Below are 21,117 nucleotides of genomic sequence, written 5' to 3'. Positions count from 1 at the left end.
CTCCCGCACTCAATGGGCCGGGGCCGCATTCAAGCCCCTCCGGCGCTTGAGGAGCGGGGTCCGGGGCAGCGCCCCGGGGGCCCGAAGAAGAGAGGGCGGGGCCCGTACCAACCGGACCCCGCCCCATCACACGTGCAGGCACCCCCACACGCACACGCCCACCGTCAGCGCCGAGCCACGCCCTCGGCCCGAGCGGCCGCGGCCACCGCGGCGGTCACCGCAGGAGCCACCCGCTCGTCGAACGGCGAAGGAATCACGTAGTCCGCCGCCAGCTCATCGCCGACCACATCGGCCAGCGCGTTCGCCGCCGCGATCTTCATCCCCTCCGTGATCCGCGAGGCCCGCACCTGGAGCGCCCCGGCGAAGATCCCCGGGAACGCCAGCACGTTGTTGATCTGGTTCGGGAAGTCGGACCGCCCGGTCGCCACCACGGCCGCGTACTTGTGCGCGATCTCGGGGTGGACCTCCGGGTTCGGGTTGGCCATGGCGAAGACGTACGCACCGGGCGCCATCGACGCCACCGCCGCCTCCGGCACCGTACCGCCGGAGACACCGATGAACACGTCCGCACCGGCCAGCGCCTTCTCCAGCGAACCGGAGATCCCGGCCCGGTTGGTCAGCTCGGCCAGCTCGCGCTTGACGTCGGTCAGGTCGTCCCGGTCCCGGCTGACGACGCCCTTGCGGTCGGCCACCGCGACATCGCCGATGCCGGCCTCCAGCAGGAACTTGGCGATGGCCACGCCCGCCGCGCCCGCGCCGGAGATGACACCGCGCAGGTCACCGAGCGTGCGCCCGGAGAGCTTGGCCGCGTTGCGCAGGGCGGCGAGGGTGACGACGGCGGTGCCGTGCTGGTCGTCGTGGAAGACGGGGATGTCCAGCCGCTCCTGGAGCTTGCGCTCGATCTCGAAGCAGCGGGGGGCCGAGATGTCCTCCAGGTTCACCCCGCCGAAGGAGGGGGCGAGCCGGACGACGGTGTCGACGATCTCGTCCGCGTCGGTCGTCGCCAGCGCGATCGGCACCGCGTCGACGCCGCCGAACTGCTTGAAGAGGATGGCCTTGCCCTCCATCACGGGGAGGGACGCCTCGGGCCCGATGTCACCGAGGCCGAGCACGGCGGTGCCGTCCGTCACGACGGCCACGACCTGGGACTTCCAGGTGTAGTCGTGGACGAGCTCGGGGTTGTCGGCGATGGCGCTGCACACTTTGGCCACGCCGGGTGTGTAGGCCAGGGAAAGGTCGTCCTTGTCCCGGATCGGGACGGTGGACTGCACGGCCATCTTCCCTCCGCGGTGGAGGGCGAAGGCCGGATCGAAGGGCTCGTCGGCCCCGGTGTCCGCTGCGCTCGTGCGCTGGATGCCACTGTCGGTACTGCTGTCGCTGCGAGGATTGACGATCTCCGCTGCCATGGTGTTGACCCCTTAAGTCTTCATCGTTTGAGGGTGGCCACTCCTGGTTGAGGAGGGGTGGGCGGGCACCGCGTACGTGCCCTGCGCCGAGCGGTTGGCCCGCCCTGGCAGGGAGAGGTACATACGCGCGGGCGCGCCGCACACGCGCCCTGAGCCCCGGATGAGGGGTGTAAACGTCTTTCTTACCGGACCAACCCGCTCCCGCACGAGTCCATTCCGGTGCGGTGACGTGACTCATAGTCGAATATCTGGACAAGTCGGCAAACCGGCATAAATGCCGCCCGGCAGAGGAGGCGCGCCGGAGATTCTCCGGTGGTGGGGAGCTTTCGCGACAGATGGTCCGGCCCCGAGGTACCGGCCACGCGAGTTCGGGGGTCGCCCGTTATCCGATTTTGACATGGCTGGGCCCCTGAATCTGCCAATCCGAATGGCAGGATGCCGTCACAACACAAGGTGGCGACACTCGAAGGTGCGTGCCAAGCCGCCCAGAAAGCACCCTCAACCCTCACCTGCCGGAGGATCCCGACATGACCGCAAGCATCATGCGTCGTAAGACCGCCAAGTCCCGGATTGCGGCGGTCGGCGCCATCGCGGTCGCCGGCACCCTGCTGCTCACCGCCTGCGGCGACCAGACCGAGAGCGCCTCCTCGGAGGGCGGCGACAGCACGGCCACCAAGGCCGGCGCCCCGCTCTTCGCCAAGCTGCCGGCGAAGTACCAGAAGTCGGGTGTCATCAAGGTCGGCACGAACGCCGAGTACGCCCCGATGGAGTCCGTCGAGAACGGCAAGATCGTGGGCGTCGACCCCGACATCGCCGAGGCCCTCGGCAAGCAGCTGGGTGTGAAGTTCGAGTTCACCTCCGGCTCCTTCGACGGGCTGATCACCGCCCTGAACTCCGGCCGCCACGACATCGCCATGTCGTCCATCACGGACAACAAGCAGCGCCAGGAGGGCCTGGACGACTCCGGCAAGAAGCTGGGCGAGGGCGTCGACTTCGTCGACTACTTCCTGGCCGGCACCGCCGTGTACACGAAGAAGGGCAACCCGCAGAACATCAAGTCCATCGAGGACCTCTGCGGGAAGACCGCCGCCGTCCAGCGCGGCACCACCTACGAGGAAGCCCTCAAGAAGCAGTCCAAGGCGTGTACGGACGGCGGCAAGAAGGCGGTCAAGATCGAGTCGTTCGAGAACGACACCGAGGCCCAGACCCGGGTCAAGTCCGGCGGTGCGGTCGCCGGTGTCAACGACTACCCGGTCGCGGTCGACCTGGCCCGCAAGGCCGACGGCGGCAACGCCTTCGAGGTCGTCGGCGAGCAGATCGACGCGGGCCCGTTCGGCATCGCCGTCAAGAAGGACAACACCGGTCTCCGGGACGCCCTGAAGGAGGCCGTCGACGCGATCATCGCCGACGGTTCGTACAAGAAGGTGCTCGACAAGTGGGGCGCCGGCACGGGAGCGATCGACAAGGCCGCCATCAACGGCGGCAAGTGACCGGACGCTTCACCGAAGGGCAGTCACGATGACTGACAAGTTCGACAAGACACCCCCCGGCTCACCGGCCGGCCAGGTGTCCGTCTCCAAGGGCGCCACCACGGCCCCGGAGAACATCAAGGCCATCCCGGTCCGCCATGTCGGCCGCTGGATCAGCGGCATCGTGGTCATCGGCCTCCTCGTGGCCCTCGCCTACGCCTTCTCGCAGGGCAACATCCAGTGGCACGCCGTCGGCGACAAGCTGTTCGACAAGAACGTCGTCGCCGGAGCCGGCCGCACCCTGCTGATCAGCGTCCTGGCCATGGTGCTCGGCGTGATCCTCGGTGTGATCCTGGCCGTGATGCGGCTCTCGAAGAACCCGGTCACCAGCTGGGTCGCCTGGCTGTACATCTGGTTCTTCCGGGGCACCCCGGTCTACGTCCAGCTGCTGCTCTGGTTCAACCTGGCGCTGATCTTCCCGGTCCTGAACATCCCGTTCATCTACAAGGACGAGATGACGGACGTCATGACCCCGTTCATGTGCGCCCTGCTGGGGCTCGCCCTGAACGAGGCCGCCTACATGGCGGAGATCTGCCGCGCCGGCATCCAGTCGGTGGACGAGGGCCAGACCGAGGCGTCGCACGCGCTCGGTATGACCCAGGCGAAGACCATGCGCCGCGTGGTCCTGCCGCAGGCGCTGCGGGTGATCATCCCGCCGACCGGCAACGAGTTCATCAACATGCTCAAGACCTCCTCCCTGGTCTACGCGGTCACCTACAACGAGCTGCTCCGCTCCACCTCGCAGATCGGCTCCACGTCGTACGCGGTCATGGAGATGCTGTTCGTCGCGTCCATCTGGTACATCGTGATGACCAGCGTGTTCAGCGTCGGCCAGTACTACCTGGAGCGCCGCTACGCCCGCGGCTCGCTGCGCTCGCTGCCGCTCACGCCGCTCCAGCGCATCAAGGTGAACCTCGCCTCCTTCAGCAACCGGCCCTCCGGAGGTGTCTCCGCATGACCACCCCCATGGTGAAGGCCGAGGGCGTCCACAAGTCCTTCGGCGCCGCCCACATCCTCAAGGGCATCGACCTGGAGGTCGCCCCGCGTGAGGTGTTCTGCCTGATCGGCCCGTCCGGCTCCGGCAAGTCCACCTTCCTGCGGTGCATCAACCACCTGGAGCAGATCAACGCCGGCCGGCTCTCGGTCGACGGCGAGCTGGTCGGCTACCGGCAGAAGGGCGACAAGCTCTACGAGCTCAAGGACAGCGAGGTCGCCCTCCAGCGCCGCGAGATCGGCATGGTCTTCCAGCGCTTCAACCTCTTCCCGCACATGACGGCGCTCGAGAACGTCATGGAGGCGCCGATCCAGGTCAAGGGCGAGGCCAAGGCCGTGGCCCGGGCCCGCGCCGAGAAGCTGCTGGACCGGGTGGGCCTCGCCGACAAGGCGAAGAACTACCCCACCCAGCTCTCCGGCGGCCAGCAGCAGCGCGTCGCCATCGCCCGCGCGCTGGCGATGGAGCCGAAGCTGATGCTCTTCGACGAGCCGACCTCCGCGCTCGACCCGGAGCTGGTGGGCGATGTCCTGGACGTCATGCGCGGTCTGGCCGAGGACGGCATGACGATGATCGTCGTCACCCACGAGATGGGCTTCGCCCGCGAGGTCGGTGACGCGCTGGTCTTCATGGACGACGGCGTGGTGGTCGAGTCCGGCCACCCGCGCGATGTGCTGGGCAACCCGCAGCAGGACCGGACGAAGGCGTTCCTGTCGAAGGTGCTGTAAACAGCCGGGTCGAAGGTGACGTGGACAGTGGTCCCGGGAGGGCGGTACGGGCGCGGCCCGTACCGCCCTCCCACGCGTTCTCCGGCCTACTTCACGGCGAGGATCAAGCTGTCCGAAGGCGACGCCCAGACCGTGCGGGCCTCGCCGAAGCCTGAGGCGAGCAGGGTGCGGGCGTGCCAGGCGGCGGAGGGCATGTCGCCGTCCGCGTGCTCACCGTAGATCGCGAACCGTTCGGCGGTGGGTCCGGCGAGGACCGGGGCCTTGGCGGCGACGGCCCACCACTCGGCCCAGTCCAGGGCGCCCGCGGCCTTGGCGCGGTCCATGGCGGCGTGCCGGTGGGCGCGTTCGGCGGCGTTGATGCGCGGGGTGTCCGGGTCGATGGTGCGGTCGGCGTTCATGAAGAGGCCGCCGTCCCGGACGAGCCCGCCGAGCTGCCCGTACAGCACGGCCAGCGGCTCGCTGTGGAACCAGTGCAGGGCGGTGGCGCTGAGGACGGCGTCGTACGAGGTGTGGGGCAGCCGGGCCGTCCAGTCCGGGTCCTTGAGGTCGGCCGTGACGAAGGTGGCCCGGTCGTCCCCCTCGAAGGTGCCGCGGGCTATGGCCAGGAGAGCCGGGTCGAGGTCGACGCCGGTGCTCGTGGCGTCCGGGAACCGCTTGAGGAGCCGGTCCGTAATACTTCCCGTACCGCACGCGAGGTCCAGGACCCGGGGCGCGGGGCCGACGACCGCCTCGACCATGTCCAGCATCACCCGGAACCGCTCCTCGCGGTCGGGCATGTACCACTCCTGCTGGCGGTCCCAGCTCTCCTGCCAGGACTGCCAGTCGGTGTTCGTCCCCGTCTCCGTCACGCCAACCTCCAGTAAGCCTCATGAATGACGGCCACCCATTACACTGGCCGACACTCCGACCCTAGACCGACCCGGTAAGGACTACAAGTGGAACTGGCCTATTACTCGGACTACGCCGTGCGCCTGGTCAACACCGAGGAGCCGGCCCGCAACAAGGACGTCCTCACCTCGGTCGAGGCGGTCCGGGAGCTGTTCGGCGCCAATCAGCAGGCGGCACGGCGGACGACGGACGCGGACGTGACCCGCTTCCGTTCCGTACGGGGCCGGCTGCGCGCGGTCTTCGAGGCGGCCGACAGCGGCGACGAGACGCTCGCGGTGGACCTGCTCAACTCGCTGCTGCTGGAGTTCCCGGTGAGCCCGCAGATCTCCGGCCACGACACCCGGGACGAGGACGGCAGGCCGGACTGGCACATGCACCTGGCCGACCACCCGTCCAACGCGACCGCCGGGTACGCGGCCATCGCGGCGATGGGCCTCGCCTTCCACCTGACCTCGCACGGCGTGGACCGGCTCGGCCTCTGCGAGGCGGCCCCGTGCCGCAACGCCTACCTGGACACCTCGACCAACCGGTCGAGGCGCTACTGCTCGGACCGCTGCGCCACCCGCGCCAACGTGGCCGCCTACCGGGCCCGCAAACGGGCGGAGGCGGACCGGACCGGCCTCAGCGCCGAGACCGCCCAGCCGAGCACCGCGGTCACCGACAGCTGACTTCCGCTGCCCTTCGGCCCCCTGGGCCCCTTCGGCAGCGGCCGGTAGCGGGCCCGCACCCGGGCCAGTACGAGCTCCTCGGGGACCACCCCGTAATCCGTGCTGTCGCCGCCCGCGAACGTGTTGTCCCCCCGCACCCACCAGCCGCCGGGCCGCCGTTCGACCGCCCGCTTCACCACCAGCAGGTCCTGCTGGAAGGGGTGACGCAGGATCACCACGTCACCGGGGCGCACGGGCGCCCCGTACTGCACCAGCAGCAGATCCCCGTGGTAGAGCGTGGGCACCATCGAAGGCCCCGTCACCTCCACCACCCGCAACGGCCGCCGCCCGGCCCGCCCGCCTCCGGACACCCGTCCCCGCTCCGGCACCTCGGCCACCTCCCGGTCCTCCTCCGGCACACCGTCCCGCGTACCGCGTTCCGCTCCGTACATTCGGCCGACGGCCCGAATCCCACCCCGGACTTTTGACCTAAGCCCCAGGGGCAGCCACGGAAAGCGGCGCTCCACGGAGTAATGTCCCACCTGAGAAGACGATCACGAGGAGGACAGCTCCATGCTTTCCCGCCTGTTTGCCCCCAAGGTGAAGGTCAGCGCCCACTGCGACCTGCCCTGCGGCGTCTACGACCCGGCCCAGGCCCGTATCGAGGCCGAGTCGGTCAAGGCCGTCCAGGAGAAGTACCAGGCCAACGAGGACGCGGACTTCCGCACCCGCGCGATCCTGATCAAGGAACAGCGCGCCGAGCTCGCGAAGCACCACGTCTCGGTGCTCTGGAGCGACTACTTCAAGCCCCCGCACTTCGAGAAGTACCCGGAGCTGCACCAGCTGATCAACGACACCCTGAAGGCGCTCTCCGCGGCCAAGGGCTCGAACGACCCGGCGACGGGCCAGAAGGCCCTGGACCTGATCGCCGAGGTCGACAAGATCTTCTGGGAGACCAAGAAGGCTTGATCGTGCCGGGCGGTACGGTCCGCACTTTCGCGGGCCGCTCCGCCCAGCCTTCCGCACCCGGTCCGCAGGCCGCCGATATCGGCGTCCACAGCGGGTCGGGTGCGGTCTTTTGCGCGGGACCGCACCGGTGCGACCGCCCAGGCCGCTACTGCGCCCCGGCCGACGCCGAGCAGGCGATCGTCCATGCCGGGGCGCTGAGCCAGTCCTCCCACCGGTCGTGGGAGGACTTCTCGGCGGGGTACGCGCTGGGGGCGGGTGCTGCGGTTCGACGAGGAGGAGTACGGGCCGTTCTACGAACAGGACGCCCTCGCCCACCGTCTGCTGACGGAGAGCGAGGGCAGTCCGTGGCGCCCTGTCCCGTGGCGGTGAGCCGGGCCCCGAGCAGCCCGGTCAGGCTCCGGGCAGCAGATGCCGGTAGCTCTCCGGGTGCTCCGCGAGGAATTCCGCGAAGCTCTGGGCGGGGTGGCCGGTGAGGGTGGGGACCGCGTCGGAGACGGCGGCCAGTTCGCCGGCCGCGATCGCCTCGTACGAGGTGACCCAGCCGGCCACCTCCCACTCGGCGGCCCCGTATCCGACCCGGGACGCGTAGGCCTCCTCGACGGTCTCGGGGACGTAGCGGATGGAGCGTCCGGTGGCCCGGCTCAGCTCCTCGGCGGCCTCGGCGAGGGTGAACGCCTCGGGGCCGGTCAGGTCGTAGGCCCGGCCGTCGTGGGCGGTGGACTCGTCCAGCAGGACGGCGGCCGCGGCGTCCGCGATGTCCTCGTGGGCGACGGCGGCGACCCGGCCCTCCCCGCCCGGCCCGCGCAGCACCCCGTCCGCGCCGGTCATCGCGGGCAGCCCCGCCTGGTACCAGTTGTCCCGCAGGAACGTGTGGCGCACGTCGGCCGTGCGGATGTGGGCCTCGGTGTGCCAGTGGTCGCGGGCGAAGGTGAACGTGGCGTCGGGCGCGGCGCCCTGGAAGGACACGTACACGATCCGCTCCACGCCCACCGCCACGGCCGCGTCGACCGCCGTGATGTGCTCGCGCACCCGGTCCGGGCTCTCGTGCGCGGAGACCAGGAACAGGGTGTGCGCCCCGTCCAGGGCCCGGCGCATCGCCTCCCCGTCGCCGTAGGAGGAGGCGGGCGCACGGTCGGCGCCGGGCAGATCGGGGAGGCGGGCCGGGTCGCGGCCGAGGAGGCGTACGGGGACTCCGGTGCGGGCGAGCCGCTCGGCGACCCGGCCGCCGACGCCTCCGCTCGCTCCGGTCACCGCGGTGAGGGGGCCGTTCACTGGGGTTCGTCTTCCTCTCGTCGTGCCTGGTGCCAGTCCTCGTAGCGCCGCGCCTCCACGACCGCCTCCACCGGGAGCGGTCCGTACAGGTGCGGGAACTCCTCGCCGCCAGGCTTCATCGCCTCGTACCGCACGGGGGCGGTGAGGCGGGCGGGGTCGACGACCAGGACCACCAGGTCGTGGCCGTCGTCCCCGGACCCGCCTCCGTCCCCGTACAGCATCCTTGCCACGCCCGGGAGTTGGCGGGGCAGGGAGAGGTGGATGAAGCCCTCCTCCTGGAGGGTGCGGCCGCGGGTGGACATCTCGTACGTCCCGGTCCCGCGGGCCGCCTCCCAGAGGGGTGCTTCGGCGAGGTGCAGCAGTGGTTCGGTCATCGAACCACGCTAGCGGGCGCTGCTAGTAGGTGCGGCGGCGCGCCCTGCGGGTGGCGAAGAGGACCGTTCCACCGGCGGCCACCAGCGCTGCCGCGAGGGAGCCGATGATCCATTCGCCGCCGCGCGATCCGGTGTCGGGCAGTTCACCCGGGTGGGACGGCGAGGGCGACGGCTGCCACGTCGGTGTGTCGGTCGGATCCGGCGTGGGGTCGGTGGGGCCCGGCGTGGGCTCCGTGGGATCCGGGGTCGGGTCGGTGGGCGACGGACCCGGGGTCGGGTCCGTGGGGGTCGGCGTGGGAGTCGGCTCCGTGGGCGTGGGCGTCGGCTTCGTGTGTGTGGGGCTCGGCGTCGGCTTCGTGTGTGTGGGAGTCGGCGTCGGCTTCGTGTGGGTCGGCGTCGGCGTGGGGGTCGGTGTGGGCGTTGGCGTGGGGGTCGGCGTCGGCGTCGGGGCGCAGGTCGGGAGGTCGCCGTCGAACGGGTACGCGTGGATCTCCTGGCCGCCCGAGCGGCCCGAGGTGTGGGTGAGCGAACCCGCGCTGTAGAAGCGGCCGTTGGTGCCGCTCATGTCGAGGGTCGTCGTGCTCGCCGGCTGCCCGACCAGCACGCTGCCCTGGAACTGGGCCGGTCCGGTCAGCGTCAGGTCCGTCGCGTCCGGGAAGTTCCACAGCAGGCGCTCGCGGAGCCCGGGGTTGGGGAGGGAGCCCATGAACGTGGCGACCGTGCGGGCGCTGCCGTAGACGTTGACCAGGACCGTCGCCCCGGCGGGGATGCCGGTGAAGGTGAACCCGGCGTTCCCGCCGCTCTCGGAGACGAGGTTCGCGTCCACGTCGAAGATCTGGATCGGCGAGGTGCCGTCCCCGGTGAAGGTGAAGGTGTCCCCGGCCCTGGTCCAGCGGCCGGTCGGCGTACGGTGTGCGTCGCCGTCGTACGCGTAGCACCGGCTGGCCTCGGTGAGCTGCGGGCGCAGGCCGGTGAAGGGGGCGGCGGCCTCCGGGTCGGGGCGCGGGGCGGTCAGTGGGTTGACCGTTCCGGTGAGGCTGCCCGCGTGGGCGACCCGGCCCGAGTGGCTGCCCTCCTCGGCCAGGAGGCGCTTGCCGTCGGCGATGCGGATGTCCCCGCCCACCGTCAGATAGTCGGAGCCGTCCGGCGGCGGAACCCGCGAACCGACGCCCACGACACCGACGTTGTAGATCTGCGAGGCCTCGGGCCGCTTGTCCATGTCGAACCGGCCGAGGGTGACGATCTTCCCCTCGGCCTCGGCGGCGGCCTCCCGCACCAGGTAGTCCCCGCCGACGTAGATGTTGATGTTCTCGTCGAATCCGACGACCGGGCCGTTGTTGGGGTCGTTCCACACGGACGGGCACCTGCTGCCGAGGCAGGGGCCGAGCCCGCCCGGCAACGGGTCGGCGGCGGCGGCCGGGGCCAGCATGCCCACCATCGCCGCGGCCGTGGCCACTGTCACTGCTGCCCGGATTGCGTTGCCGCGCCTGCGCGCCTGTTGTTCCATGCCGCGCAATATGCATCTTTAATACTAGTCATTTGTTATGACACGCCGGATTTGCCCGCATGCGTAGGCCTATAGGAGTGTGGGAAGGGCCGGGAGGGTTCAGAGCACCAGCAGCTTCTCCTCCAGCCGGGGATCGAGGCCGACCGTCGGCCGGTCCGGCCGCTGGGGCGCGGTGCCGCCGCGCTCACACAGCCAGCTCCAGGTGTCGGCGACGGTCTCGCCGACCGGCCGGCAGCGCAGCCCGGCCGCCTCGGCCTTGGCATGGCCGCCCCGGTGCATCGTGTCGTGCAGCTCCCCCTCCGGCAGCCAGATCGGCAGCCCGCTCCAGGGCTCGGCCCCGGCGGCCAGCAGGGTCTCCGGGTCCGTCCAGCGCAGCTCGGCGCCGGAGCCCGTGACCCGGACGCAGGCGTCCAGCAACTCCCCCATGGTGGCGTGGCCGGGGCGGCTGACCGTGTTGTACGGGCCGTGCAGCCCGGCCGCCCCGGCGTCCAGGATCCAGTCGGCGAGGTCGCGCGCGTCGACGTACTGGAGTTCATTGGTACGCGGGCCGGGGGCGATCACCGGGCCGCCGCGGGCGATCCGCGTGAGCCACCAGGGCAGCCGTCCGATGTTCTCCCCGGGGCCGATGATCAGCCCCGCGCGGGCCAGCAGGGCCCGGTCGCCGAAGGCGTCGAGGGCCGCCAGCTCACCGCCTCGCTTGGCCCGGTCGTACGGCACGTCCCCGGCCTCGCCGCCGTCGTCGGGCGAGGCGCCCGCCACCAGCGGTCCGTCCTCGTCCAGTCCGGCGGGCGCGGGGTAGGCGTAGACCGAGCGGCTGGAGACGTACGTGTAGTGGCCCGCGCGGTCCGCCAGGAGCCGGGCGGCGTCCCGTACGGCGGTGGGCACCCCGCTCCAGGTGTCGACGACCAGGTCCCAGTCGCCCGTGTGGTCCGCCAGCGCCGCGAGGCCCCGCTCCCCTCCCGTACGGTCGCCCGTCAGCACGCGCACGCCCGGCGGCGGCGCGTGGCGGCCGCGGTGGAAGACGGTGACCTGCCAGTCCCGCGCCAGGGCGGCCTCGGTGACGGCCCGTCCGACGAACTCCGTACCGCCCAGCATCAGTAGCTTCATGGACCGAGCCTGCCCGCCCGGGCCGCCCTGGGGAACACCCGCACGCTGACAGCAGAACGGGGAACTCTCCCCGAGGCCCGGAGGCTCGAAGGCCCAGGTTTCAAAACCTCACGGCCTCAAGGCCTCACGGCGTGCGGGCCAGCGGGCTGCGGTGGCGCAGCAGCCACTCGTAGTAGCCGCTGGAGCGCCGGGCCGCCTCCCGGTAGGCCGCCTCCAGCTCCGCGTACGCCACCGACGTGTCCGTCTCCGGCCGGGAGACCAGGAGCAGCCGGACGGCCAGCGGGTCGTCGCGGAGCGGGCGGATCGCCATGTCGTCGCGCGGCCCCGAGGTGGGCTGGCAGGGTGCGACGGCCTCGCCGAGCACGACGAGGGAGGCGGCGGTGAGGTAGTCCCCGTGCAGGACCGGCGGGTCGATCCCGGCGGCGCCCAGCACGCGGCGCACCCCGTCCCACTCGCCGTCCACCGTCGGATCGACCATCCACCGGTCGCCGGCCAGCTCCCCGAGCTCCACGACCCGGCGGCGGGCGGCCGGGTGGTCCCGCGACAGGGAGATGAACTGCGGTTCCCGGTCGACCAGTACGCGCTGGACCAGGCCGCCGGGGAGGGTCAGCGGGCTCCCCTCCACCTCGTGCACGAAGGCGACGTCCAGCCGGCCCGCCTCCACCGAGCCCAGGAGGGCGTGGGCCGAGACGTCGACCCGCAGGGAGATCTCCGTACCGGGCAGGGCGACCCGCAGCCTGCGCAGCCAACTGCCCACGACCCGGCTCGCGGTGGAGCCGATCCGCAGCCGGGGCCCCCGGGACCGGGTGGCGTCGGCCTCCGCCAAGGCGTGGCTGACCAGGGCGCTCATCCCGTCGACCAGCGGCCGGGCCCGGCTCAGGACGGCGCGGCCCAGGGGCGTCGGGCGGCAGCCGGTGCGTTCGCGGCGGAACAGCTCGGCGCCCAGCGAGTTCTCGATCCGCCGCAGCTGGGTGGTCAGGGAGGGCTGGCTCACGCCGAGACGGCGGGCGGCCTGGTGCAGACTGCCCGCGTCGGCGATGGCGCACAGCGCCCTGAGGTGCCTCACCTCAAGCTCCATGGATCGGAGACTACGACCGGTCGTGCCCGCTGCACCAGCGGACTCAACCCCACCAAAGGACGTTAATTCAGGGGGTGTTGGGCAGCGCTTCATACGGCGATGAGAGGGTGCCGTCCCTCGGCCGGGCTGGTGCCTGGCGCGGGGATAGGGCCGTGCTATCGCCGGTTGGCATCATCCCCGGCGGCCGTCCGCTCCCCCACACTCTCCCCGTACCGCCCCGCGCCCCGTCCGTTCAGCGGACAACCCCCACGGCGCGGGTTCACCGGACAGTAGGAGAAATCCCCCATGAGACACCTCAGGACCGCCATCGCCTCCGCCATCGCCGGTCTCGGCCTCGTCGCCGCGCTCGGCACGGCTCCCGCGGTCTCCGCCGCTCCTGCACCTGCCGTCTCCACCCCCGCCACCATCGCCGCGTACAACGGGTCCGGCGAGAACGCCGCCGCCAACCGGGCCTTCTTCGACGCGGTCATGAAGTCCGTCGCCGAGAAGCGTGCGGCGAATCCCCTGGGCACCCAGGCCGTCACCGTCACCTACAGCACGGCCTCCGCCCCGAGCTTCCGCACCCAGATAGCCAACAGCACCCGGATCTGGAACAGCTCGGTCACCAACGTACGGCTCCAGGAAGGCTCCAACGCCGACTTCACCTACCGCGAGGGCAACGACCCGCGCGGCTCGTACGCCTCGACCAACGGCCACGGCCGGGGCTTCATCTTCCTGGACTACCGGCAGAACCAGCAGTACAACTCGACCCGCGTCACCACGCACGAGACCGGGCACGTGCTCGGCCTGCCGGACACCTACTCCGGTCCGTGCAGCCAGCTGATGTCCGGCGGCGGCCCCGGCCCGTCCTGCACCAACGCCCAGCCGGACGCCAACGAGCGGGCGCGGGTGAACCAGCTCTGGCAGAACGGCTTCGCCGCCGCGCTGGCGGGCACCGCCTCCTGACCCGGGGCGCCGCATGAGGAGAGGGCCGTTCCGGACGCGGAACGGCCCTCTGCGGTGGGCGGGATGTGGTCGTACGCCGTGGTGAGCCGCTGTCGTACGCCGTGATGGATGACCGCCCGTCGTACGCCGGTGGTGGGCGGGCTGCCCTCGTACGACGGTGGCGGCGGCGTCAGGTGTCCAGTTCGGCGCGGACCAGCGTCAGCAGCTCCTCCTCCGTCATGCCCAGCTCCCGGGCGTCCGCGACCACTTCGCGGACGCGCTCCAGCAGCTGGGCCCGGCGGGGTGAGGCGGCCGCGGTGACCACGGCGCCACGGCCGCGGCGCAGTTCGATCAGCCCCTCCTCGCGCAGCCGCTGGTAGCCGCGGAGCACCGTGTGGACGTTCACCCCGAGGGAGTCGGCGAGCACCCGGGCGGCGGGGAGCCGCTCGCCCGGAGTCACCGTCGAGTCGGCGACCGCACGGCGCACCGAGGCCGCGATCTGGTCGCCGAGCGGCACGGTGGAGGTGGGGTCGACCCGGAAGAGCATGGTCAGCGCCCCGCCCGGTTCCGGTCGACGAGGGTGTTGAGCAGGGCGGCGCCGGTCGCGGAGTCCTCCACGGTGACCGCGAATTCACGTCCGCCCGTCTGCCGGGCGACGATGGCCTCGCCCGAGCGGACGATGAAGCCGGTACGTCCGGGGCGGATGCGGTAGCCCCAGCCGCCGAACTCCGCGATCGCGTCGACCTGCCGGCTGTCCGCCCCCTCGATGCGCTCCAGCGGGACCTGGACCCGGGGCCAGGGCAGCAGACCGGAGACGGTGAGGCCGCGCCGGTCCACGGTGACGTGGGGGCGGCAGAAGGTGACCGTCAGCAGGGCGAGCAGGAACAGCGGTGCGGCCGCGAGCCAGTTGACCGCGTATCCGAGCACCGCCCCGGCGGCGGCCACTGCCAGTGTGCCGAGCGGCAGCCACCAGGAGCCGGTGGTGCGCGCCCAGCCGGCCACCTCACCGTCGGCGAGCGCGATCCGCTCGCGGTCGGCGGGGTCCTTCCCGGCGCGCGGGTCCTCCGGCGCCGGGACCAGCCGGGCCAGCAGCAGTCCGACCGCACCGGCGAGGGCGGCCGCACCGAAGGCGGCGGCGAGGTGCCACATCGGGAAGCCGCCGGCCTCGCCCCCCTCCGGGACGTCCAGGTTGATGACCAGGGTGGCGCCCAGCGCGTACTGGAGGAAGGCCGCCACGGCCCAGCCACCCGCGATGAGCCATCGGTGGGCGCGCCCGTAGAACTTTCCGCTGACCGCCATGAGGACCCAGAGGGCGCCGAGCACGGGCATCACCGGGGCGGTGACGAGGACGTAGGCGGTGCGGTCGACATAGCCGTTCGCATCGCCGGTGGCGTCGAAATGGCTGGCCAGACGGGTGGGAAGACGGTCCTTGAGGACGAGGAAGAGGATCAGGTCGACGAGGAGTGCGAGGACAAAGGGCAGGGCCGCGAGCGTGGCGCGGCCAAGGTTCTTGCGTGTCATGGAAACCTCCGTTGTTCGCATGTTAGTAGAACAACTAGAGATACGGCAATGGGCCGCGGCGGCGCGGCCCGCCGTCCGGGTGCGGGAACAGCTCTGCCCCGTACCGGAGTTGCGGTACGGGGCAGAGGAGGCGGTCCGCCAGGGACGGCGTGACCGTCAGGCGGAATCGATGGGCTCCAGAGGCTGCACGGATTCCAGGGGGCTCATGGACTCCCCCGATTCCCCCGGCTCCCCCGGCTCCACCGGTTCAGTGGGGAAGGCCCCTCGGTGGCCGGTCCCCTCTCCCCGGGACGGGCGCACCTCGAACTCCTGGCAGCTCCAGACCTCCTGGACGAATCCGGTACGCCGGTCCCACAGGTCCAGTACCGCGTCCTCGCCCTCCGCCTCCCGGTAGGCGTCTTTGGCGCCCCGGAAGCAGGCGAGGCCGCCGGAGAGGGCGCGGCCGGGGGCCGGGAAGTAGTCGGAGAAGGCGCAGGCGATGCAGGTCTGGAGCCGGATGCCGTCCGGGAGGATGCGCTGGATCGCCGCCAGCGCGGCGGCGAAGTCGCTCTCGGCCCGGGCGGATTCGTAGGCCGCGCCGTCCAGGTGGAGGGTGAGGTAGAGGTCCGGGTCGGCCCGGCGCAGGGAGAGCAGGCAGCCGAGGGTGGCCTGGCGCAGCTCACCCTCGACGAGGACGGGCAGCGGGAGGTCCCACTCCAGCACGCAGTCGGTGAGCGCGCCGTCCGCCAGGGCGAACATCCCGCTCTCCGGAGGCGTGCCGGACACCGGCGCCAGGTCGTCGAGGCTCTCGCCCTCGAAGTCGACGCCTCTGATCCGGATCCGGAGCTGCTGTCCGTCCGTGGTGAGAACGACGGAATCGGAACCGTTGCGGTCCCGGTACCAGCCGGCCCACGACTCATCTGTCATGAGCATGGACTGTAGCCCCTGCCCGGTGCGGCCCCCGTGCCGCCCTCCCCCTCCGCGGGCGGTCCGGCCAGGGGCGGCGCCCGACGGGTCAATCCGCCTGCGGTTCACGCCACATGGGCCACATCGACGGCCCGTCCGGCAGTTCGACGGCGCTTCCCAGGAAGCCGAAGCCGAGCCGTTCGTAGAGCGTCCGGCTGCGGGCGCTGCTCGCCTCCAGGTAGGCGGGGACGCCGTCGCGGTCGCAGCGGTCCAGCTCCGTCCGGATGAGCTCGGCCCCGACGCCCTGGCCCTGGCGCTGCGGGGAGACGCCGACCATGAGCAGGTAGGAGTGGGCGCGGTCGTGCGGGTGCACCTTCCCGGTCAGCCTCCCGACCAGCTCGCACCGCTCGTTGTCGGGGTCGGCGGTCTGCCGCATCAGGGCGGGCGTGGGGTCCTCCTCCTCGGGCGCCCCGGCGGGCACGGGCAGCCACAGGGCCACCGCGGCGCCGTCGTCCGCGATGTCGATCCGGCCTTCGGCGAGGGTGATGTCGGCGAAGACGCCGAGGAACTTGCCGTGCACCGCCCGCCGGTGCGCCTCGTCGGGGAATACCCAGCTGCTGACCGGGTCGTGGTGGAAGGCCTCCTCCAGGACCGATACGACCAGCTCCCTGTCGTCCTGGCCCGCCTGCTGAATCCGTATGCCCATGACCGGCTTCCACCCCTTCGCCCGCTGCTCTCGACGCTCTGCTCTCAACCAACCTCCGGAATACTAGAGTTGACGGACCCGGGCAGGTCCGGTGAGGCCGGTCAGCTGGTGCGGCGGGTGACGAATTCGGCCAGGGCCAGCAGGTCACCGGCTCCGTCGGGGTCGGGGACCGCCCGGGAGAGGTGGTGCACCGCCCGGGCCATCCGGTCGGCGGCGGCCACCTGGGCCCAGTCCCGGCCGCCGGCCCGGTCCACCGCGTCGGCCGCCCGGTCCACCTCCGCGGAGGTGGCCATGGGTCCCCGGTAGAGCGCGGCGAGCTCGGCGGCGGCCGGGGTGCCGGAGGTCAGGGCCGCCACCACGGGCAGCGACTTCTTGTGGGCGGCCAGATCCGCGCCGACGGGCTTGCCGGTGCGGGCCGGGTCGCCCCAGATGCCGATCAGGTCGTCGATGAGCTGGAAGGAGAGGCCGGCCTCCCGCCCGAAGCCGTCCATGGCGCGGACCGCCCGGTCGTCCGCCCCGGCGTAGAGGGCGCCGAGCGCACAGGCGCAGCCGAGCAGCGCGCCGGTCTTGGCGGTGGCCATGGTCAGGCATTCGTCCAGCGTGACCTCGTCCGGGCCGCGCTCCTCGAAGGCGCAGTCGGCCTGCTGGCCCGCGCACAACTCGATGACACACGAGGAGAGCCTGGCACCGGCCCGTTGCGCCGCCGGGTGGGTGTCCTCGGCGAGCAGCCGCTGAGCGAGGGCCAGCATGGCGTCGCCGGTGATGATCGCGTCCGGGACGCCGAAGACGGCCCAGGCGGTGGGCCGGTGTCTGCGGGTGGTGTCCTCGTCGATGACGTCGTCATGGAGGAGGGTGAAGTTGTGCGCCAGCTCCACGGCGACGGCCGCGCGCACGGCGCTTTCCGGATCGCCGCCCAGCGCCCGGGCGGCGGCCAGCACGAGGGCCGGCCGGATGGCCTTGCCCGCCTGTCCGGCGGCGGGTGTTCCGTCGGCGTTCTCCCAGCCGAAGTGGTACATCGCGATCCGGCGTATGCCACCGGGCAGCGATTCCACGGCCGATCGCAGATGCGGGTCGACGATGGCGCGGGTGCGCTCCAGCAGCGCCGCGGCCTCGTGCCCTTCCGTCGCTGCGTCCGTACTGGTCATGGTCACGGTCACTCCCTGGGGCGGTGCGATGGGGCGGGGCCCCGGCGGCCCGGCCGGTGTCGGCCGACCGGGCCGCCGGGGGTGACACGGGGTCAGCGCCAGCGGCTCACCTCCACGTTCTCCAGTACGCCGAGGGCGTCCGGTACCAGGATGGCGGCGGAGTAGTACGCAGTCACCAGGTAGGAGATGATCGCCTGCTCGTCGATGCCCATGAAGCGGACCGAGAGGCTCGGCTCGATCTCGTCCGGGATGCCGGTCTGCTGGAGGCCGATGACGCCCTGTTCGGCCTCACCGGTCCTCATGCAGATGATGGAGGTGGTGCGGGCGTCGGTGACCGGGATCTTGTTGGACGGGAAGATCGGCACCCCGCGCCAGGCGGGCACGTGGTGGCCGCCGATGTCCACGCTCTCCGGGACCAGTCCGCGCCGGTTGCACTCGCGGCCGAAGGCGGCGATGGCGCGCGGGTGGGCGAGGAAGAGCTTCGATCCGCGCCGGCGCGAGAGCAGCTCGTCCATGTCGTCGGGGCTGGGCACCCCGTCGTGCGGCTGGAGCCGCTGGCCGTAGTCGCAGTTGTTGAGGAGGCCGAACTCCCGGTTGTTGATCAGCTCGTGCTCCTGGCGCTCGCGGAGCGCCTCGACCGTGAGCCGCAACTGTTGCTCGGTCTGGTTCATCGGCTGGTTGTAGAGGTCGGCGACCCTGCTGTGCACCTTGAGCACCGTCTGCGCGACGCTCAGTTCGTACTCGCGGGGTGCGGCGTCGTAGTCGACGAAGGTGTGCGGGACCACGGCCTCGCCGACATGGCCGGCGGAGAGGTCGATCGCCGCCTCGCCGTACTTGTTGGTCCGCTGGTGCGGGATGGAGAGCAGACCGGCGAGATGGGCGCGGAGCGGCTCTGCGCGCTCCGCCAGGTTGAACACGTCCGCACGGCTGAGCGTCAGCAGCGTGCACGCGGTGACGGCCCGGGCGGTGTACTCCCAGACGGCGTCCCCGTCCACGAGGCTCTGGTCGCCGAAGTACGCGCCGTCGGCGAGGACTTCGAGCTCCGTCTCGTCCCCGTAGAGGCCGGATCCGATCTTCTCCACCTTGCCGTGCGCCAGCAGGAAGACCCGGTCCGCCGCGTCCCCCGCCGCGGCGAGCACCTCCCCCGCGGCCACATCCCGCTGCTCGCACCTGCGGGCGAGCTCGGCGAGGACCTCCTCGTCCTCGAAGTTGCGCAGAGCGGGCAGTTCCCCCAGCTCGGCGGGGATCACGGCGACCCGGTCCCCGGTCTGGACGAACGTCACCCGGCCGTCACCGACCGAATAGCTGAGCCGACGGTTCACCCGGTACGTACCGCCCTGTACCTGCACCCACGGCAGCATCTTCAGCAGCCACCGTGAGGTGATCTCCTGCATCTGCGGCGCGGATTTGGTGGTCGTCGCGAGGTTCCGCGCAGCTGCCGTCCCCAGACTCTGCTGCGGCGGCGCCTGCGTGTCGCGAACCTCTTCACCAACGGACATCTGACGTCCTTTCGATCATGGGCTGACCTGCTGGAGAAGCCTTTCAGCAGGAGGACGCGGCCCGCCATTACACAAAAGAGTGTGACTAATCGGCCTTCGGGTGGGGCATGTCGCTCCCCGTCGCTCCGCGTACCGCAAAAGTTGCATCTCAGATGCCACATATCTAGAGTGGAACCATGCGGCTGACCAGGTACACCGACGTGGCGCTCCGCGTCCTCATGCGGCTGGCGGTCGCCGAAGGCGCGGACCCGCCCACCACGCGCGAGGTGGCGGACACCATGCGGGTGCCCTACACGCACACCGCCAAGGTCGTCGCCCGCCTCCAGCACCTCGGCCTGCTGGACGCCCGGCGCGGCCGGGGCGGCGGACTCACCCTCACCTCGGCCGGGCGCTCCGCCTCGATCGGCGCTCTCGTGAGGGAGCTGGAGGGCACGGACGACGTCGTGGAGTGCGAGGGCGCCACACCCTGCCCGCTGCGCTCCGGCTGCCGGCTGCGCGGCGCCCTGCGGAAGGCCCAGGAGGCCTTCTACGCCTCACTCGACCCGATCACCGTCACCGATCTCGTCGCCTCCCCCACCGGCCCCCTGCTGCTCGGCATCGGCAGCGGACCGCCACCGGACTGAGCCCGCCACCACCCACCCCGACCATCCGGCCCCCGGCCAGGCGCCACGCTCCCCAAAAATAAGCATTCCAGATACCAATTAACAGCAGAGGAGCCCCTTCGCATGCTCTCCGACCGGTCCACCGCCACCGTCCGTGCCACCCTCCCCGCCGTCGGCGCGGCCATCGGGGACATCGCCGACCTCTTCTACGAGAAGCTCTTCGAGGCCCACCCGGAGCTGCTGCGCGACCTGTTCAACCGGGGCAACCAGGCCTCCGGCGACCAGCGCAGGGCCCTGGCCGGATCCATCGCCGCGTTCGCGACCGCGCTGGTCGAAAACCCCGGCACCCGGCCGGACGTGATGCTGAACCGGATCGCTAACAAGCACGCCTCCCTGGGGGTGACCCCCGAGCAGTACGAGGTGGTGCACACCCATCTCTTCGCCTCGATCGCCGACATACTGGGTGACGCGGTCACCCCTGAGGTCGCCGCGGCCTGGGACGAGGTCTACTGGCTGATGGCGAACGCCCTCATCGCCACCGAGGCGCGGCTCTACGCCCAGCAGGGTGTGGTGGCGGGCGATGTGTGGCGGGAGTGGGAGGTCGCCGCCCGGATCGAGGAGACCGAGGACGTCGCCACCTTCCACCTCCGCCCGGCGGACCGTGGTGACGCTCCGGTCTTCCGGCCCGGACAGTACGTCTCCGTACAGGTCGAACTCGCCGACGGGGCCCGGCAGATACGCCAGTACAGCCTCTCCTCCTCCCCCGGCTCCCGGCTGCGCTCCATCACGGTCAAGCGGGTGCGCGGGGAGGCGGCCCCCGACGGCGAGGTCTCCCGCCATCTGCACGAGCGCACCCGCGCGGGCGACCGGCTGCGCGTCTCCGTCCCCTATGGGGACCTGGTCCTCGACCACCTGGACGCGCCCCTGCTGCTGGCCTCGGCCGGGATCGGCTGCACGCCCATGCTGTCGATGCTGGAGCACCTGGCCGAGCAGGGCCACGACCGCCCGGTCACCGTGGTGCACGGCGACCGCTCCCCCGCCGACCACGCCCTGCGCGCCCAGCACATCCGGCTGACGGAGAAGCTCCCGGAGGCCGAACCGCACTTCTGGTACGAGTCCCCGGAGGCCGGCCACCCGGCCCACCGCACCGGCCTCGTCGACCTGAACGGCGTCACCGTGCTGCCGGGCACCCACGCCTATCTGTGCGGCCCGCTCCCCTTCATGCGCACGGTCCGCACCCGGCTGCTGGACGCGGGGGTCCGCCCGGCCGACATCCACTACGAGGTGTTCGGCCCGGACCTGTGGCTGGCGAGCGCCTGAGAGCGCCCGGACCGGAGCG

The 21,117-nt window shown here is 71.6% G+C and carries 22 protein-coding genes and 1 pseudogene; 9 read left to right on the top strand and 14 right to left on the bottom strand.

Annotated elements, in window-relative coordinates; all coding sequences use genetic code 11:
• Window positions 1–164 precede the first annotated feature (164 nt).
• Window positions 165–1,406 carry an NADP-dependent malic enzyme gene (locus GTY67_RS24160; RefSeq protein WP_093691467.1) on the bottom strand — a complete coding sequence of 414 codons (1,242 nt, stop codon included), beginning with the start codon at window positions 1,404–1,406 and terminating at the stop codon, window positions 165–167.
• Window positions 1,407–1,933: 527 nt separating this feature from the next.
• On the opposite strand from GTY67_RS24160, the gene GTY67_RS24155 reads away from it, so the two are divergent.
• The 3 genes from GTY67_RS24155 to GTY67_RS24145 are packed head-to-tail and all read left to right on the top strand — an operon-like array spanning window position 1,934 to window position 4,654.
• The gene (locus GTY67_RS24155) at window positions 1,934–2,896 is read left to right on the top strand and encodes an ABC transporter substrate-binding protein (RefSeq protein ID WP_030560888.1); all 963 of its coding nucleotides are present in this window, start codon (window positions 1,934–1,936) and stop codon (window positions 2,894–2,896) included.
• 28 nt (window positions 2,897–2,924) lie between these two features.
• Window positions 2,925–3,893, top strand: a complete 969-nt coding sequence (locus GTY67_RS24150) for an amino acid ABC transporter permease (protein ID WP_093691465.1) — start codon at window positions 2,925–2,927, stop codon at window positions 3,891–3,893.
• A complete protein-coding gene (locus GTY67_RS24145) occupies window positions 3,890–4,654 on the top strand; it encodes an amino acid ABC transporter ATP-binding protein (RefSeq protein WP_093691463.1) in 765 nt (254 codons plus the stop codon). Before GTY67_RS24150 ends, GTY67_RS24145 begins: the two co-directional genes overlap by 4 nt.
• A gap of 86 nt (window positions 4,655–4,740) precedes the next feature.
• Here GTY67_RS24145 and GTY67_RS24140 read toward each other — a convergent pair whose 3' ends face one another.
• Entirely contained in the window at window positions 4,741–5,502 is a 762-nt protein-coding gene (locus GTY67_RS24140) for a class I SAM-dependent methyltransferase (RefSeq protein ID WP_161280277.1), read from the bottom strand.
• A gap of 87 nt (window positions 5,503–5,589) precedes the next feature.
• Between GTY67_RS24140 and GTY67_RS24135 the strand changes: the two genes are divergently transcribed.
• Complete coding sequence (locus tag GTY67_RS24135) at window positions 5,590–6,210, top strand: CGNR zinc finger domain-containing protein (protein ID WP_093691459.1); 621 nt, start codon at window positions 5,590–5,592, stop codon at window positions 6,208–6,210.
• On the opposite strand, the gene sodX is transcribed toward GTY67_RS24135, so the two are convergent.
• Window positions 6,123–6,641, bottom strand: coding sequence for a nickel-type superoxide dismutase maturation protease (sodX, locus tag GTY67_RS24130; RefSeq protein ID WP_093691457.1), 519 nt, complete (start codon window positions 6,639–6,641; stop codon window positions 6,123–6,125). The two genes, GTY67_RS24135 and sodX, sit on opposite strands and share 88 nt — an antisense overlap.
• Before the next feature lie 121 nt (window positions 6,642–6,762).
• On the opposite strand from sodX, the gene sodN reads away from it, so the two are divergent.
• Together sodN and GTY67_RS24120 are read left to right on the top strand one after the other, a co-directional pair.
• A complete protein-coding gene (gene sodN, locus GTY67_RS24125; RefSeq protein WP_093691455.1) occupies window positions 6,763–7,158 on the top strand; it encodes a superoxide dismutase, Ni in 396 nt (131 codons plus the stop codon).
• Window positions 7,159–7,301: 143 nt separating this feature from the next.
• A pseudogene (locus GTY67_RS24120) lies at window positions 7,302–7,527 on the top strand (DUF1266 domain-containing protein); the annotation flags it as partial.
• Between the two features lie 21 nt (window positions 7,528–7,548).
• Here the strand turns inward: GTY67_RS24120 and GTY67_RS24115 are convergent.
• From GTY67_RS24115 to GTY67_RS24095, 5 genes are all read right to left on the bottom strand, one after another.
• Entirely contained in the window at window positions 7,549–8,430 is an 882-nt protein-coding gene (locus GTY67_RS24115; RefSeq protein ID WP_161280276.1) for an NAD(P)H-binding protein, read from the bottom strand.
• Window positions 8,427–8,804 (bottom strand): DUF952 domain-containing protein, encoded by a 378-nt coding sequence (locus tag GTY67_RS24110; protein WP_161280275.1) that lies wholly within the window; start codon window positions 8,802–8,804, stop codon window positions 8,427–8,429. Before GTY67_RS24110 ends, GTY67_RS24115 begins: the two co-directional genes overlap by 4 nt.
• 22 nt (window positions 8,805–8,826) lie before the next feature.
• Window positions 8,827–10,311 (bottom strand): choice-of-anchor A family protein, encoded by a 1,485-nt coding sequence (locus tag GTY67_RS24105; protein ID WP_202462329.1) that lies wholly within the window; start codon window positions 10,309–10,311, stop codon window positions 8,827–8,829.
• Between the two features lie 99 nt (window positions 10,312–10,410).
• Complete coding sequence (locus GTY67_RS24100; RefSeq protein WP_237502905.1) at window positions 10,411–11,418, bottom strand: NAD-dependent epimerase/dehydratase family protein; 1,008 nt, start codon at window positions 11,416–11,418, stop codon at window positions 10,411–10,413.
• A gap of 124 nt (window positions 11,419–11,542) precedes the next feature.
• Entirely contained in the window at window positions 11,543–12,496 is a 954-nt protein-coding gene (locus tag GTY67_RS24095) for a LysR family transcriptional regulator (RefSeq protein WP_093691445.1), read from the bottom strand.
• A 285-nt stretch (window positions 12,497–12,781) separates the two neighbouring features.
• Between GTY67_RS24095 and snpA the strand changes: the two genes are divergently transcribed.
• Window positions 12,782–13,441 (top strand): snapalysin, encoded by a 660-nt coding sequence (snpA, locus tag GTY67_RS24090; protein WP_093691443.1) that lies wholly within the window; start codon window positions 12,782–12,784, stop codon window positions 13,439–13,441.
• A 169-nt stretch (window positions 13,442–13,610) separates the two neighbouring features.
• Here snpA and GTY67_RS24085 read toward each other — a convergent pair whose 3' ends face one another.
• From GTY67_RS24085 to GTY67_RS24060, 6 genes are all read right to left on the bottom strand, one after another.
• Window positions 13,611–13,967 (bottom strand): GntR family transcriptional regulator, encoded by a 357-nt coding sequence (locus GTY67_RS24085; RefSeq protein ID WP_161280274.1) that lies wholly within the window; start codon window positions 13,965–13,967, stop codon window positions 13,611–13,613.
• A 2-nt stretch (window positions 13,968–13,969) separates the two neighbouring features.
• Window positions 13,970–14,941 carry a DUF1648 domain-containing protein gene (locus GTY67_RS24080; protein ID WP_161280273.1) on the bottom strand — a complete coding sequence of 324 codons (972 nt, stop codon included), beginning with the start codon at window positions 14,939–14,941 and terminating at the stop codon, window positions 13,970–13,972.
• 156 nt (window positions 14,942–15,097) lie between these two features.
• On the bottom strand, window positions 15,098–15,847 hold the full coding sequence (locus GTY67_RS24075; protein WP_161280272.1) for a DUF6304 family protein: 750 nt from the start codon (window positions 15,845–15,847) through the stop codon (window positions 15,098–15,100).
• A gap of 88 nt (window positions 15,848–15,935) precedes the next feature.
• Window positions 15,936–16,532, bottom strand: a complete 597-nt coding sequence (locus tag GTY67_RS24070) for a GNAT family N-acetyltransferase (protein ID WP_093691435.1) — start codon at window positions 16,530–16,532, stop codon at window positions 15,936–15,938.
• Window positions 16,533–16,633: 101 nt separating this feature from the next.
• The gene (locus tag GTY67_RS24065; RefSeq protein ID WP_093691557.1) at window positions 16,634–17,677 is read right to left on the bottom strand and encodes a family 2 encapsulin nanocompartment cargo protein polyprenyl transferase; all 1,044 of its coding nucleotides are present in this window, start codon (window positions 17,675–17,677) and stop codon (window positions 16,634–16,636) included.
• 92 nt (window positions 17,678–17,769) lie between these two features.
• Entirely contained in the window at window positions 17,770–19,176 is a 1,407-nt protein-coding gene (locus GTY67_RS24060; RefSeq protein WP_093691433.1) for a family 2B encapsulin nanocompartment shell protein, read from the bottom strand.
• 176 nt (window positions 19,177–19,352) lie between these two features.
• Here GTY67_RS24060 and GTY67_RS24055 point away from each other — a divergent pair, with 176 nt between their 5' ends.
• Window positions 19,353–19,799: an Rrf2 family transcriptional regulator gene (locus GTY67_RS24055; RefSeq protein WP_161280271.1), complete on the top strand. Its 447-nt coding sequence runs from the start codon at window positions 19,353–19,355 to the stop codon at window positions 19,797–19,799.
• Between the two features lie 102 nt (window positions 19,800–19,901).
• Window positions 19,902–21,098 (top strand): globin domain-containing protein, encoded by a 1,197-nt coding sequence (locus tag GTY67_RS24050; protein WP_161280270.1) that lies wholly within the window; start codon window positions 19,902–19,904, stop codon window positions 21,096–21,098.
• Window positions 21,099–21,117: the final 19 nt, after the last annotated feature.

It is taken from the genome of Streptomyces sp. SID8374, assembly GCF_009865135.1.
In the GTDB taxonomy this organism is placed as follows: domain Bacteria; phylum Actinomycetota; class Actinomycetes; order Streptomycetales; family Streptomycetaceae; genus Streptomyces.
This window is presented reverse-complemented; position numbering and strand designations above follow the sequence as displayed.